The 13,515-nt window shown below is 72.3% G+C and carries 19 protein-coding genes; 8 read left to right on the plus strand and 11 right to left on the minus strand.

Features of this window, described 5'->3' with window-relative positions:
• Nucleotides 1-309: 309 nt before the first annotated feature.
• Complete coding sequence (locus NUV38_RS05945) at nucleotides 310-588, minus strand: hypothetical protein (protein ID WP_257728232.1); 279 nt, start codon at nucleotides 586-588, stop codon at nucleotides 310-312.
• 37 nt (nucleotides 589-625) lie between these two features.
• A complete protein-coding gene (locus tag NUV38_RS05950) occupies nucleotides 626-1,060 on the minus strand; it encodes a cupin domain-containing protein (RefSeq protein WP_257728233.1) in 435 nt (144 codons plus the stop codon).
• 242 nt (nucleotides 1,061-1,302) lie between these two features.
• Between NUV38_RS05950 and NUV38_RS05955 the strand changes: the two genes are divergently transcribed.
• Nucleotides 1,303-2,913 (plus strand): ATP-binding cassette domain-containing protein, encoded by a 1,611-nt coding sequence (locus tag NUV38_RS05955; RefSeq protein WP_257728234.1) that lies wholly within the window; start codon nucleotides 1,303-1,305, stop codon nucleotides 2,911-2,913.
• Nucleotides 2,914-2,917: 4 nt separating this feature from the next.
• Nucleotides 2,918-3,664: a YqjF family protein gene (locus tag NUV38_RS05960; protein ID WP_257728235.1), complete on the plus strand. Its 747-nt coding sequence runs from the start codon at nucleotides 2,918-2,920 to the stop codon at nucleotides 3,662-3,664.
• Here the strand turns inward: NUV38_RS05960 and NUV38_RS05965 are convergent.
• Together NUV38_RS05965 and NUV38_RS05970 are read right to left on the minus strand one after the other, a co-directional pair.
• Nucleotides 3,606-4,496, minus strand: coding sequence for a bile acid:sodium symporter family protein (locus NUV38_RS05965; protein WP_257728236.1), 891 nt, complete (start codon nucleotides 4,494-4,496; stop codon nucleotides 3,606-3,608). The two genes, NUV38_RS05960 and NUV38_RS05965, sit on opposite strands and share 59 nt — an antisense overlap.
• An 82-nt stretch (nucleotides 4,497-4,578) precedes the next feature.
• Complete coding sequence (locus NUV38_RS05970) at nucleotides 4,579-5,376, minus strand: phosphotransferase (RefSeq protein WP_257728237.1); 798 nt, start codon at nucleotides 5,374-5,376, stop codon at nucleotides 4,579-4,581.
• 27 nt (nucleotides 5,377-5,403) lie between these two features.
• On the opposite strand from NUV38_RS05970, the gene NUV38_RS05975 reads away from it, so the two are divergent.
• Both NUV38_RS05975 and NUV38_RS05980 read left to right on the plus strand, forming a co-directional pair.
• Entirely contained in the window at nucleotides 5,404-6,633 is a 1,230-nt protein-coding gene (locus NUV38_RS05975) for a YibE/F family protein (RefSeq protein ID WP_257728238.1), read from the plus strand.
• A 122-nt stretch (nucleotides 6,634-6,755) separates the two neighbouring features.
• Nucleotides 6,756-7,076, plus strand: coding sequence for a hypothetical protein (locus NUV38_RS05980; RefSeq protein ID WP_257728239.1), 321 nt, complete (start codon nucleotides 6,756-6,758; stop codon nucleotides 7,074-7,076).
• A gap of 209 nt (nucleotides 7,077-7,285) precedes the next feature.
• On the opposite strand, the gene rnhA is transcribed toward NUV38_RS05980, so the two are convergent.
• The gene (gene rnhA / locus NUV38_RS05985) at nucleotides 7,286-7,759 is read right to left on the minus strand and encodes a ribonuclease HI (RefSeq protein WP_257728240.1); all 474 of its coding nucleotides are present in this window, start codon (nucleotides 7,757-7,759) and stop codon (nucleotides 7,286-7,288) included.
• Nucleotides 7,760-7,829: 70 nt separating this feature from the next.
• Between rnhA and NUV38_RS05990 the strand changes: the two genes are divergently transcribed.
• Both NUV38_RS05990 and NUV38_RS05995 read left to right on the plus strand, forming a co-directional pair.
• Nucleotides 7,830-8,315: a DinB family protein gene (locus tag NUV38_RS05990; RefSeq protein ID WP_257728241.1), complete on the plus strand. Its 486-nt coding sequence runs from the start codon at nucleotides 7,830-7,832 to the stop codon at nucleotides 8,313-8,315.
• 2 nt (nucleotides 8,316-8,317) lie between these two features.
• On the plus strand, nucleotides 8,318-8,731 hold the full coding sequence (locus tag NUV38_RS05995; protein WP_257728242.1) for a hypothetical protein: 414 nt from the start codon (nucleotides 8,318-8,320) through the stop codon (nucleotides 8,729-8,731).
• Between the two features lie 101 nt (nucleotides 8,732-8,832).
• Here NUV38_RS05995 and NUV38_RS06000 read toward each other — a convergent pair whose 3' ends face one another.
• The 6 genes from NUV38_RS06000 to NUV38_RS06025 all read right to left on the minus strand — a co-directional run bounded on the left by NUV38_RS06000 (nucleotide 8,833) and on the right by NUV38_RS06025 (nucleotide 12,611).
• Nucleotides 8,833-9,540 carry an MOSC domain-containing protein gene (locus NUV38_RS06000; protein WP_257728243.1) on the minus strand — a complete coding sequence of 236 codons (708 nt, stop codon included), beginning with the start codon at nucleotides 9,538-9,540 and terminating at the stop codon, nucleotides 8,833-8,835.
• Nucleotides 9,537-9,875, minus strand: coding sequence for a glyoxalase superfamily protein (locus NUV38_RS06005; RefSeq protein WP_257728244.1), 339 nt, complete (start codon nucleotides 9,873-9,875; stop codon nucleotides 9,537-9,539). Before NUV38_RS06005 ends, NUV38_RS06000 begins: the two co-directional genes overlap by 4 nt.
• A gap of 211 nt (nucleotides 9,876-10,086) precedes the next feature.
• Complete coding sequence (locus NUV38_RS06010) at nucleotides 10,087-10,545, minus strand: SRPBCC family protein (protein WP_257728245.1); 459 nt, start codon at nucleotides 10,543-10,545, stop codon at nucleotides 10,087-10,089.
• 55 nt (nucleotides 10,546-10,600) lie between these two features.
• Nucleotides 10,601-11,689 (minus strand): redox-regulated ATPase YchF, encoded by a 1,089-nt coding sequence (gene ychF, locus NUV38_RS06015; RefSeq protein WP_257728246.1) that lies wholly within the window; start codon nucleotides 11,687-11,689, stop codon nucleotides 10,601-10,603.
• 46 nt (nucleotides 11,690-11,735) lie between these two features.
• Nucleotides 11,736-12,017, minus strand: coding sequence for a hypothetical protein (locus tag NUV38_RS06020; RefSeq protein ID WP_257728247.1), 282 nt, complete (start codon nucleotides 12,015-12,017; stop codon nucleotides 11,736-11,738).
• Nucleotides 12,018-12,026: 9 nt separating this feature from the next.
• A complete protein-coding gene (locus NUV38_RS06025; RefSeq protein WP_257728248.1) occupies nucleotides 12,027-12,611 on the minus strand; it encodes a GNAT family N-acetyltransferase in 585 nt (194 codons plus the stop codon).
• A gap of 38 nt (nucleotides 12,612-12,649) precedes the next feature.
• Between NUV38_RS06025 and NUV38_RS06030 the strand changes: the two genes are divergently transcribed.
• On the plus strand, nucleotides 12,650-12,985 hold the full coding sequence (locus NUV38_RS06030; protein ID WP_257728249.1) for an antibiotic biosynthesis monooxygenase: 336 nt from the start codon (nucleotides 12,650-12,652) through the stop codon (nucleotides 12,983-12,985).
• A gap of 60 nt (nucleotides 12,986-13,045) precedes the next feature.
• Nucleotides 13,046-13,513: a DUF6542 domain-containing protein gene (locus NUV38_RS06035; protein WP_257728250.1), complete on the plus strand. Its 468-nt coding sequence runs from the start codon at nucleotides 13,046-13,048 to the stop codon at nucleotides 13,511-13,513.
• The last annotated feature ends 2 nt before the right edge of the window (nucleotides 13,514-13,515 follow it).

Below are 13,515 nucleotides of genomic sequence, written 5' to 3' on the forward strand. Positions count from 1 at the left end.
CTCGGCGATCACTCCGGGCCCGGCCGCCCGTCGTGGAGGGTCAGAGGTAGGTGCAGCACCTGTCGAGGATCACGGCGGTAGGCCTGATACCCAACAGCGGCCCGGACAGGTGCCAGGCCTACCTCTGACCCTGTCGTTCCGTGCGTCTCCTACCTCCGATCGCCCCGGAGGCCCGAGAACCCAGGCCACGACGCACCCAGATCCCCGGACGAGGCCCTTTCGGGACCCTCCTCCACGGAGAAGCCGCGCCAGCGCAGCCGCAGGACGAGCGACGACCGAGGCAGCGCAGCCCCAGGACAAGGACGACCCCTACCCCTCCCGCTTCAGCCGCTTCGGGCCGTCGGGGAGGTCGGGGGCCGGAGCATCGCCGGACAGCCGCTCGTCGCCCGGCAGCCAGCCGCCGTAGACGTCGACCATCTCGACGACCCGCTCGTCGAAGGGCTCGACGACGACGGCCCACGCGTGGTCCTCGGCGTCGTCCTCGCCCGCGAAGCCCTCGCGTCGGGCGGTCACCGTGTAGCCCTCGGCCTCCAGCGCCTTGACGAGCTCGTCGGCGTCGTCGCGCTCGTCGAACCAGATCTCGCTCATGGCGACGATCGTAGGACGGGGTCCGGCGGGGCGTGGCTCAGCCGCGGTGCAGCGTGAAGTCGTCGAAGTCGAAGCCCGGCGACACCATGCAGCTGACGAGCGCCTCCTCGGCGGCGGGGACCGTGCGCTGCCAGCACCCTGCCGGGACGAGCACCTGGCTCGACTCCCCCGCCCCGACGCCGACGTGGTGCCGCTCCCCCGCGGCGGGCGCCTGGCCGTCGCCCCCGAGCTCCAGCACGACGGTCCCGGTGTGCGCGAGCCACAACTCGTCGGACGCCACGCGGTGCCACGCCGACGACTCGCCGGCAGGAAGCAGGAACCAGATGAGGGTCGCGGTGGGGCGGACCCGTCCGTCGGGGAGCGTGACGTCGACCGGCGAGCGCCAGGTCTGCCGGTACCACCCGCCCTCGGGATGGGGCTCGAGACCGAGCCGACGTGCGGTGGCGGGTGCCTCGGAGGGGGTGGAGCTCATGGCCGCACGGTAGTAGCCTGGAGGTCCCCGATCCGTGAGGTGATCTGCCACCGTGAAGCTCTGAGGTCCGAGCCCTGCGCGCGTCCGCTCGACGTTGCGCGCCTCGTCGACCTCGTTCACGGTCTCCTCCGCGGATCCGGGTCCTGCCCGGACGCTCGGGACGTCCTGACGTCGTGTCCTCCTGACGGCGCGCTCGCGCGGCTCACACCGCTCCAGCCCGCCACGACCCTCAGGAGGCCCCCATGGCTGCATCCCTGTCCTTCCACCACGTCGCCCACACCTGGCCCGACGGCGCACCCGCCCTGTCAGACGTCGACCTCGACCTCGGGCCCGGGCTGCACGGGCTCGTCGGCAGCAACGGCAGCGGCAAGTCCACGCTGCTGCGCCTCGCCCACGGCGACCTCGTCCCCACGAGCGGTTCCGTCCTGGCCACGGGGTCGCTGGAGCTGCTGCCGCAGGACCCGGTGCGCACCGTCGAGGGGCTCACCGTCGCCGACGTCCTCGACGTCGCCGACACGCTCGTCGCGCTGCGCGCCATCGAGGCGGGCAGCACCGACCAGGCCGACTTCGACCGGGTCGGGGACGACTGGGACGTCGAGGAACGAGCCGAGGCCTGGCTCGCTCGGCTCGGGCTCGGCTCGCTCGGCCTGTCGCGCGAGGCGTCGAGCCTCTCCGGCGGGGAGCTCGTGCTGCTGGCGCTGGCCGCCCGCCTGCTGCGCCGGCCCGACGTGGTGCTGCTCGACGAGCCCACCAACAACCTCGACCGACGCGCCCGCGCGCACCTGACGTCGGCGCTCGGTGCCTTCGGCGGGGTGGCCCTCGTCGCGAGCCACGACCGCGAGCTCCTCGAGGGCATGGACACGATCGTGGAGGTGCACGCCGGACGGGTGCGCACCGTCACGGGCGGGTTCTCCGTCTACGAGGAGGTGGTGGCGGCGGAGCAGGAGGCGGCAGGGCGTGCGGTCCGCGACGCCAAGGCGGACGTGCGGCGTCAGGAACGTGAGCTCGTGGAGGCCCGTGCCAAGCTCGCCCAACGGAAGCGGACGGCGCACAAGGCCGAGGCAGAGAAGCGGGTGCCGAAGATCGTCGCCCACGGTCGGCGCATGTCGGCCGAGGTGTCGGCCGGGAAGCTGCGCGGGGCGCACGAGGAGCACGTGGCCCGCGCACGCGCCGACCTCGAAGCGGCCGAGGAGCGGGTCCGCGACGACCGCGAGATCCGACTGGAGCTGCCCGACACGGCCGTCCCGCGCACCCGTGACGTGCTGGTCACCGAGGGGCTCGTGCTCCCGCACGTCGGCACCGAGGTGGTCCTGCACCTGAGGGGGCCGGAGCGTGTGGCGCTGACGGGGCCGAACGGCAGCGGCAAGACCACCTTCCTGGAGGTGGCTCTCGGCCGGCTCGCACCGGCCGCCGGGTCCGCGAACGTGAGCGTGCCCGTCGGCAGGCTCGCCCAGCGGCCGACGCTCCCGGACGAGGACGCCTCCGTCGTCGAGAACGTGCGTCGGGTGGCTCCGGAGGCCGACCCGCAGCACGTACGGGCCCAGCTGGCGCGGCTGCTGTTCCGCGGACGTGCGGCGGAGCGGATCGTGTCGACGCTGTCCGGGGGCGAGCGGCTGCGCGCGGCGCTCGCGTGCGTGCTGCTGGCCGACCCCGCGCCCCAGCTGCTGCTCCTGGACGAGCCGACCAACGACCTGGACCTCGTGAGCGTCGGGCACCTCGTGGAGGCGCTGCGCGGCTACCGGGGGGCGCTCCTGGTGGTCAGCCACGACGAGCGGTTCCTCGACGAGCTCGAGCTCGACCGTCGCGTGACGCTCCCGTCGCCCAGCGGGCCGGTGCGACCCGCACGAGACTAGGAGCGTGAACCCCGACGGACCCCCGCTGGACGGACCGAGCATCATGCGCCAGACGTGGGCCGACATCGCCTTCGTGCACTGGGCGGTCGACCCGTCGACCGTCGAGCGGTTCATGCCGCCCGGGGTGCGCCCCGACGTGCTCGACGGCAGCACCTACGTGGGCCTCATCCCCTTCCGGATGCAGCGTGCCGGGTTCGGGGTGGGGCCCGCGGTGCCGTGGCTGGGCACGTTCCACGAGACCAACGTGCGCCTCTACTCCGTCGACGACGCGGGGCGCCACGGCGTGGTGTTCCTGTCGCTCGAGTCCTCACGGCTGCTCGTGTCGGCCCTGGCCAGGATCGTCTTCGGCACGCCGTACACCTGGGCCCGGATGCGGGTCGACCAGGACGACGACCGGCACCGCTACACGTCGCGTCGTCGGTGGCCGGGTCCGCGCGGCGCCGGCGGGCGGATCGAGGTGCGCCCCACCGAGCCGCTGCACGAGCCGAGCGAGCTGGAGCACTTCGTGACCGCCCGGTTCGGGCTGCACACCCGGGTGCTCGGCCGCACCTGGTGGGTGCCCAACACGCACCGGGCGTGGCCGCTGCACCGCGCCGAGCTGGTCTCGCTCGACGACACCCTGGTCGAGGCGGCCGGCCTTCCCGGCCTGGCGGCCACGGAGCCGACGTCGGTGCTGTGGTCCGAGGGCACCTTCACGACCTTCGGGACTCCGCGCGGCGGCGTCCCTCGCCGGGCAGCAGCACGCGGGTGAGCACCACGCCCCACACGGCGGCGAGCGGGAACATCAGCAGCCCGTAGACGGCCGCCGGCACCGAGATGGCGGTGTCGTCGAGCACCTCGACCGCCACGTAGATGGCCAGGGTGGCGTTGTGCACGCCGATCTCGAACGAGCTGGCCACCGCCTGCGCCGGCGTGAGGCCGACGAGCCTCGGCACGAAGAAACCCACCACGAGGCTCACCACGCAGAACAGCGTGGCGGCCACGCCGACCTGCGCCAGGTAGTCACCTGCGTCCGAGCCGGTGCTGGCCAGGATGCCGAGCACGAGGACCAGCAGGATCACGGCCGACGCGATGCGCACCGGCTTGTCGGCGCGCTGGGCGAGGCCCGGGCTCTTCGCCCGCACCAGCATGCCCACGAGCACGGGGGCGAGCACGACCACGAAGACCTCGACGACCTTGCGGAACTGCAGCGACACCTCGTCGTCGAGCCCGTAGTGGGCGATCGCGAGGTTCGTGATGAGTGGCAACGACCCGATCGCGATGATCGAGTTGATCGCGGTCAGGGACACGTTCAGGGCGACGTCGCCCCGGAACAGGTGGCTGTAGAGGTTGGCCGACGTGCCGCCCGGCGACGCGGCGAGCAGCAGCATGCCGACGGCGAGCAGCGGGTCGAGGTCGAACGCGGTGACCAGGCCGAAGCAGACGACCGGCAGCAGCACGAGCTGGCACCCCAGGGCCACCGTGACCGCCTTCGGGTGGCGGGCCACGCGGCGGAAGTCCTCGGGCGTGAGCGAGAGGCCCAGCCCGAACATGATGATCCCGAGCGCGATGGGCAGCCCGACGGTCGAGAGCGCGGAGTCCATGGCCGAAGCCTAGGAGTGATGCGGGTCACATCAGGGGCGGCGCTCCGGGCACGGCTCCGACGCGCGGACCGGCGGCCGGCCGTCAGGGAAGGGCGTCGACGATCGCGGGGATCCGCTCCCGGAAGGCCGCCACGCGGTCGCGGGTGCGCTGCGGCTCGCCCACCTTCTGCAGGTTCGCGATGCCGGCGTCCCCTCGGGCGATGCCCGCGGCGATGCGCTCGCTGGCCGTCGTCATCCGCGCCACCACGGCGTCGAGGAGCGTCACCGGACCCCACTCCCCGTACGCCTCCACCACGAGGTCCAGACGTCGCGCGGTCTCCTGCGCGCCGATGTCGCGGTAGAGCGGGATGCCCGTCCACATGAGGAAGGCGAGGTCGTCGATCGCGCGCCCCGGGCCCGCCATGTCCCAGTCGATCATCGCGACGAAGTGGCCGCTCTGGATGATCCAGTTGTACGCGCCGGGGTCGTGGTGGCAGATGATCTGGTCGGCCTCCAGGAGCACCGGCTCGTCGCCGGTGCCACGCCACCGCAGCGGCTCGTCGGGACGGAAGCCCTCGACCAGGTCGTGGTACTCGCGCAGCCACGTGACGGCCTCGACCAGCACCGAGTCGAGCACGACCTCCTGGTCGACCGGCACGCCGCGACCCTCGACGTAGCTGAGGACCTCGCGGCCCTCCTCGTCGAGGCCCTCGACCCGTGGGACGCCGCCCAGGCCCTCCGCGGCGAGGTGGTCGAGCAGGGCGTGGACGGCCGGTGTCCAGGGTCCGGTGGGGCGGCGGACGGTGCGTCCGATGCGGATCGCTCCCCCGACGGCACCCGGCAGGTGCTCGACGTCGGGGCTTCCTCCGTCGTCCGGTCCCGTGTCCTGTGCGTCGTTCACGTGGCCCATCGTGGCACGCTGTCTCCCGTGGCTCACGGACACGCGCGCTCCCTGGACGACCTCGACGTCGGCCCGCCCCGCCGGGGCCTGGCCGCGACCCTCGCCGTCGTGGTGGGGGCCATCTCGCTCGTGGCGGTCGTCGCCATGGTCATCCTGTGGCCGTCGGCGTCGGAGGTCCCCCGCGACGCCAACCCGCTCAGCGGCGAGGGTGTGACCCTGGTCGACGCCACCGTCACCGCCGTCAAGCCGTTCGACTGCGGCTCGGGCGGGGTCGGGCCGGACAACCTGCCGACCGTGGCGGGCGACTGCGCCAACGTGACCGCCGAGACCGACGACGGCGACGCCTCCTTCGTGCTCGACTCCGCGCGCTTCCAGGCCGGGATCGACGTCGGCGACGACATCGAGGTCATCCGCATCGCGCCCGCGGGCCAGGAGGCGACGTTCGAGTTCTACGACTTCCAGCGCAGCTTCCCGCTGCTGGCCCTCGCCATCGCGTTCGCCGTGCTGGTCGTGGCGGTCGCCCGCTGGCGTGGCCTGTTCGCGCTCGTCGGCATCGGCGTCACGCTGCTGGCGCTCATGCAGTTCATCCTTCCCGCCCTGCTGGCCGGCAGGTCGGCGCTCCCGGTCGCGATCGTGGGCTCGACGGTCATCATGACGTTGGTGCTCTACCTCGCCCACGGGGTGAGCATCCGCACCACCAGCGCCCTGTTCGGCACGTACTTCGGCATCGTGGCCACGGCGGTCATGGGCGCGCTGGCCACCGACTGGTCGAGCCTGACCGGCATCGGCTCCGAGGACGACCGGACGCTGGTGGCCACCGTGCCCGACCTGTCGATGTCGGGGGTCGTGGCCGCGACGATGGTGATCGCGGGGCTCGGCGTGCTGAACGACGTGACCGTCACGCAGGCCAGCGCGGTGTGGGAGATGCGCGCGCTCCAGCCGACCGCGAACGCGGCCAAGCTGTTCACGTCGGCCATGCGGATCGGCCGCGACCACATCGCCTCCAGCGTGTACACGCTCGTGTTCGCGTACGCCGGGTCTGCGATGACGGTGCTGCTGCTCATCACGGCCTACTCCCGGCCTCTGGGCGAGATGGCGTCGACCGAGGAGCTGGGCCAGGAGATCGTCCGCACCCTCGTCGGTGCCATCGGACTCGTCCTCGCGGTGCCCGTGACGACCGCGATCGCCGTCGCCCTGGCCCCCGCCGCCGAGGACGAGCCCGAGCATGCGGGCGGCCACCGCCGCGCCAGCGCCTGACTCCCCCACCCCACCCTTCCCACGCCGCGTCTCGACGCGTTCAGGTCGATCTGCGTCGGACGAACCGACGCGAAGGCGTCAGGACGCCAGCCGTGGCGCGGTGGCGTGCGTACGCTCAGGACATGGAGTGGGTCGGGATCGTGCTGTTCGCCGTGGGCGTGCTGGCCGTGCTGGTGCTGGCGCTGTACCTGTTCCAGCGCTCCCTCGACAAGCCCGGAGGCCGCGAGGGCCTGGGCACCATGGGCAACGGCATGGGCGTCATGGACAACTTCTTCAGCCCCTCACGTGCCGACGCCAAGGAGGAGCTCGAGCGGCAGAAGCGCGCCGCCCACGTCATGCCGTCGCCCGACGAGGACGACGACGAGCGCCACGGCCAGGTGCGCCGCAACCCCGACGGGTCGCCCCGATCCATCCGGATCTCCCGTCCTCCGACGCCCGACTGACGGCGTCCGGTCGACCCGGTTCCTCGACGTCCTCGTCCTGGGACGGTCGTCCCAGTCGCGGTCCTCGGGAGGCGGCCCGGGACGAAGGGCCCTACCGTCGAGGGATGCAGACCGCCCGCACGATCCTCGCGAGCACGATCGGCTTCTACGCGTTCATGGGAGCCCAGGCCCTCGACGCCCTGCGGTCCGGCTCCCGCCGCGCCTGAGCCTCAGGCTCGTCGTACACCCATCGCCTCGCGCATGCCGCGGGTGGCGAGCTGGTCGGCCAGCTCGTTGTCGCTGACCCCGGAGTGACCCTTCACCCAGAACCACTCCACCTCGTGCCGGTCGCAGGCGGCCTTGAGCCGTTGCCAGAGGTCGACGTTCTTGACCGGCTGCTTCGCCGCCGTGCGCCAGCCGTTGCGCTCCCACCCGGCGAGCCACGACGTGATGCCGCTGCGCACGTAGGTGCTGTCGGTGTGCAGGTGCACCGTGCTCGGTCGGTTGAGCATCTCCAGCGCCATGATCGGCGCGGTCAGCTCCATCCGGTTGTTGGTCGTCGAGCCCGACTCCCCGCCGCACAGCTCGCGCACGTGCTCGCCGTAGCGCAGCACCGCACCCCAGCCGCCCGGCCCCGGGTTCGGCGTGCAGCCCCCGTCGGTGTGGATGATCACGACGGCGGTCTGCGGGGCTTCGGTCGACATGGCGGGCCCATCCTCGCACCCGGCGGTCGCACACGGGGTGCGCACCGCCGGGGCGCGTAGCGTGGCGGTCATGAGCCTGCACACCGCCGACGAGCGCACCGTCCTGGAAGGTCTGCTCGACGCGCAGCGGACCGAGATCGCCCTGCTGCTCGACGAGCTCGACGACGCCGAGGCGCGCACCCGGCTCGTGTCGTCGATGACCACCGTCCTGGGCCTCGTGAAGCACGCGACGTTCGTGGAGAAGGTCTGGTTCCACTCGCGCGTGGCGGGCGTGCCGCGCGAGGACCTACGGCTGCCCCGCACGCCGGCCGAGAGCTTCGAGCTGTCCGAGGGCGACACCATCGAGTCGGTGCGGGCCGACTACGACGACGCCTGCGACCGCTCGCGCGTCGTGGCCGCCGAGCACGACCTCGACGAGACCTGGCCGTGGCACGACGGGCCGGTCTCCCTGCGGTACGTCTACGGCCACATGATCGCCGAGCTGGCCCGGCACGCCGGGCACGGCGACATCCTCGTCGAGCAGCTCATCGCGCAGCGCCCCGTCGGCACGGACTGAGCGTGGTCGAGCCCGTCGTCGCCCTGGCGGTGGTCGGCGCCGCCCACGCTGCGTTCCAGACGACCGTGTCGGTCGTGGTCTACCCCGCCCTGGCCGCAGTCCGAGACGAGGGGTTCGCCGCCGCGCACGACGCGCACTCGCGGCGCATCGTCGCGCTCGTCGCCCCGCTCTACGCCGCTCTCCTCGCCGTGGGCGGGTGGGCTGCGCTGGCCGATTCGCGTCCGCTCGTCCTGGCCGCGGTGGCGGCGCACGGCGTCGCCCTGCTGGTCACGGCCTCGGTCGCCGCCCCGACCCACGGACGGCTCGGGTCGGACGGTCCCACCCCGGACCTCCTGCGCCGACTCCTGCGCTCCGACCTGGCCCGCACGGCCGCCGCGTGGACCGGCCTCGTCCTGTCGCTCCTCGCCCTCGGCTGACCCGCGACCCACGCACGATTCTCCCTCTGCGCGATCAGGGCTTCTCCCTTCGCGTGGACCGTGCCGCGTGAAGGAAGAAGCACTGCCCGCGGCCGCATCCCTCAGGCGAGGTGCAGGGTGTCTCCGACCGCGAGGACGCCGGGCGTCTCGACGTCGGCGTACACCGCCAGACAGAGGTCGCGCTCCGCGCCGAGGTGCTTCAGCAACGACCCCTCGGCGGACGTCCCGTCCTGCGCGACGTCGACCATCCGGCACCGCGGGACCCGCTCGGCGACGCGAAGGCCCACACCCCCGACGGTGAGCGCACGACCCACCCAGGCCTCCTCGACGAACGGCTCGTCCGTGTCGACGACGACGTTGACGCGCAGCCGACGCGGGTCCGCGTCGAGGCCCCACCGCTCCGCGCACCACGCGAGGGTGGCCGTGCCGACCAGCGACACCGCCCCCTGGTCCTGGTGCCCGACACCCGCCTCCGGCAGCACCCGCACCGCCGCGTCCATGGCGGTGCTCAGCTCGGCGTCGAGAGCCGGTTCGCCGACGGTCCACGCTCCAGCACCGCTCGACACGACGATCTCACCGGAGTCCGTGGTCCTCGCCGCGTGGTCGAACACCGCATCGCGGCGACGGAAGCGACGGCTGTCCTTGCCCGACGCGAAGCGACCGTCCTCGTCCTCCACGGCGTACCAGCGGTCACCCACCAGACCGCGCGCGTCGAGCTGGACGCTGCGCAGCGCCTCGCCGCCCATCGACTTCACCGGGTAGCGACGCAGGGCCACCACCTCCGGGCGAACGACGCCGGGCGTGGTCACGGAGCCGTCGCCACCCGCACCCGGTTGCCGTCGGGGTCGGCGACCTCGCAGTCGCGTGCCCACGGATTGTCCTCCACCTCCGCGCCGAGGTCGGCCGCGATCGCGTCGACATCAGGCACCCACAGGTAGACGAGCGACGGTCCGGGCGCGTCACCCGTGTGCTCGGAGAGGTACACCCGGCAACCGTCGCGCACGATGCCCACGAATCGCGGGAACCCCGACTCGAACACGTGGCGGAACTCCTCGACGAACCCGAGCCGCGCCCACCACGGCAGCGACACGTCGACGTCAGCGACGCGCAGGATCGGGACCGCGGCGACCTCCGGACGGCTCATGCCGACACCCTCACACGTCGGCGCCGGGGCGGTCCACCGTGGCCCGCTGCCGCCCGGGCCGGAGGTCGTCCAGCCGCTCACGTCCGAGCCGCGGGGCGTCCGTCGTCCTCCACCGCGACATCGGTGGTCACGTGGTGAACGTCCGCATCCACGCCTGAGGGCGGCCGGTCAGACGTTGAAGCGGAACTCCACCGGGTCAGGTGCCGAAAAGCTATGAGCCCGGACAGGAAAGGGCATCCACCAACCACGCATTCCGCTTCTCCAGAAGCTGGGTCATGTACCGGGTCAAGACGAGGTGGTTCACCAACCGACCCACGGGACCGACCGGCGATTCGAACTCAACGACATCGGTCATGAGCATGCCACTGGGAGTCGCTTCAAAGCGATGCTCGTGCCACCAGTGCCGGAAAGGCCCGGACGTCTGCTCGTCGACGAATCGTCGGGGAGCGTCGTACGCACTGATGAGAGATGTCATCGTGAACGGGATCCCGAAGTGGCTGGCCCTCCACGTCACCGTGTCGCCCAGCCGCATAACGCCTGACTTCACGCCGCCCACGACGCGTTCCCCGGAGCCAGACATCGACACTTGATGCGCGTCCACGGACAGGCTCAACTCAAAACACTTCTCGGGCAACACTGGGATCTCGGTAAAGAGGTCAATCCGTGGCACCGCTCGATCCTAGGCGTAGAGAAGGGCGGCCTGACACGCCGAGCGAGCGCCTGGGCTATACGTTGAAGCGGAACTCCACCACGTCGCCGTCGGTCATGACGTACTCCTTGCCCTCCATGCGGACCTTGCCGGCGGACTTCGCCGCCGCCATGGACCCGGCCTCGACGAGGTCGTCGAAGGACACGATCTCGGCCTTGATGAAGCCCTTCTGGAAGTCGGTGTGGATCACGCCGGCGGCCTCGGGGGCGGTGGCACCCTTCGGGATCGTCCAGGCGCGCGTCTCCTTGGGCCCGGCGGTCAGGTAGGTCTGCAGGCCGAGGGTGTCGAAGCCGACGCGGGCCAGCGCGTCGAGGCCCGGCTCCTCGACGCCCATCTCGGCGAGCATCTCCGCCCGCATGACCTCGGCCTCCTCGTCGTCACCCAGCTCGACCAGCTCGGCCTCGCTCTTGGCGTCGAGGAACACGGCCTCGGCGGGGGCCACGATGTCGCGCATCTTCTGCTTGAGGGCCTCGTCGGCCAGCTCGTCGGCGTCGCAGTTGAAGACGAAGAGGAACCGCTTGGCGGTCATCAGGTGCAGGTCGCGCAGGAGCGCGAGGTCGAGCCCGGCGTTGAGGACGCCCGTGCCGGCCTCGAGCGCGGTCTGGGCCTTCTGCACCTCGGCCAGCTGCGCCGCCAGCGACTTGTCCTTGCGCGACTCCTTCTCGAGCCGCGGCACCGCCTTCTCGACGGTCTGCAGGTCCGCGAGGATCAGCTCGGTCGAGATGGTCTCGATGTCGCTGCTCGGGTCGACCTTGCCGTCGACGTGCGTCACGTCCTCGTCGCGGAACACCCGGGTGACCTGGCAGATCGCGTCGGACTCACGGATGTGCGAGAGGAAGGCGTTGCCCATGCCCTCGCCCTCCGACGCGCCGCGGACGATGCCGGCGATGTCGACGAACTGGACCGTGGCCGGGAGGATCTTGGCCGACCCGTGGATCTCCGCGAGCTTCTCGAGCCGCGAGTCCGGCACGCCGACCACGCCGACGTTCGGCTCGATCGTCGCGAACGGGTAGTTCGCCGCGAGGACGTCGTTCTTGGTCAGGGCGTTGAAGAGGGTCGACTTGCCCGCGTTGGGGAGTCCGACGATGCCGATGCTGAGTGCCACGAGAGACCAGCCTACTGGTCCGGCTCGCGCGGTCCGACGGCGCGCGTCAGCCCCAGACCCACACCCACAGGCGACGCCAGAAGCCCTCGGTGGCGGCCAGCTTGGCCCGACGTCGGCGCAGGGCAGCGGTCTCCCCGTCCGCAGCGCCGGCCCACCCGCCCGTGGCCAGCCCGGTGCCCACGGCCTGCTCGGGCGACGCGCCGCCCACCATGGCCGAGCCCGCACCCGAGAACTCGGCGAGCCGGCGGTAGCAGTCGCCGCACAGCACCCGCCCCGACACGGTCTCGTGGGCGCCGGGACGTCTGCCGCACTGCACGCACGTGCTCATGCGGCGAACCTACTCCCGCACCTGGGTGGCGTCGAGGTGCTCGGGACGCAGCGTGAAGTGTCGGCTGACCCCGCCGTACCAGGGGTCGTCGGGCACCTCGCCGAGGTCCTCCGCGCCGAGTCGCCGTGCCACGGCCGCCGACGGCGCGTTGTCGGGGTACATGCCGATGACCAACGACGTGTGCCCGGCGGCGAAGGCGCTGCGCGCGTGGGCAGCGGCACCCTCGGTGGCGTACCCGCGGCCCGTGCTGTCGGGGTGCAGGTGCCAGCCCAGCTCGTACTCCCCCACGAAGCCACCGTCGATACGCTCCAACCGCGGGACCAGCACCGTCCCGGCCATCACGCCCGTCTCCCGCACCTCCAGGCAACGCCACGCCTGCAGCGGGTCGTCGACCTCCCGACGGTTGACCTTCGTCACCCACTGCCGCGCCTGGTCGAGGTCGGCCATGGGCACGAACGGCGGGTTGTCGAGCCACCGGATCACGTCGAGCCGCGACAGGATCGACAGCACTCTCGGGGCATCGGCGTCCGCGAAGCGACGCACCACCAGCCGGGCCGTCTCGACGCGATCGGGAAAGGGCTGACCGGCGAACATGCGCCCGAGCGTACGGACCCGGGTGCCACGATGGCCGCATGACCGTCATCAAGATCAACGCCATCACCGTGCCCGACGACGCCGGCGACGAGCTGGCCCACCGCTTCGCCGCCCGCGCCGGGGCCGTGGACGACGCCGACGGGTTCGAGGGCTTCGAGCTGCTGCAGCCCACCGACGAGCGCACCCAGTGGCTCGTCATCACCCGCTGGCGCGACGAGGACGCCTTCCAGGCCTGGCTCGCGTCGCCGTCGTTCGCGCACGGCCACCGGTCGGAGTCCGAGCGCGGTGGCGGCGACGCGCCCAAGCCGGTCTCGACCCACAGCGAGGTCTGGTCCTACCAGGTCGCCGGAGGATCGACCGGCAACCCCGCCTGAGACCCGCCGTTCCAGCGCGCCGCCACGACTCTGTCGGTCCGATGCCCTAGCGTCGCTGGCATGGCAGCCTCTGTGGCATCCTCGCCTGCCGGACTGGCCCGTCACGATCTCGGGGCCCGGCAGTCGATCCTGTTCGCCACGATGGCCCTCGCCGCCATCACCACGCTCGACGTCGTCACCGACGGTCGCCTCGGCCTCATCTTCTCCGTGGGCTTCGTGCTCGTGGTGGTCACGGTGCCCCTCGCGGTCGACGTCCGTTCCCTGCTGCCGGCCGGTGTCCTGCCGCCCGTGCTGCTCCTCGTGTTCGTGGGCGTCGTGGCGGCCGCATCACCCGACGCGGTGGAGGTCTCCGGCCTGCCCGAGGGCACCGGCTGGTTCGGACGCACGCTCACCGGTGTCATCGACCGCGGGGTCACGCTCATGGTCGGCCACGGACTGGCCCTCGCCGCGGTCGTGGCTCGCATCGTGACCGACCCCCGTCATCCCCGCCGTACCCGGGTCGCCCGCACCGCCCGGCCCCCGGCCTGAGC

The organism is Aeromicrobium sp. 50.2.37, assembly GCF_024655735.1.
In the GTDB taxonomy this organism is placed as follows: domain Bacteria; phylum Actinomycetota; class Actinomycetes; order Propionibacteriales; family Nocardioidaceae; genus Aeromicrobium.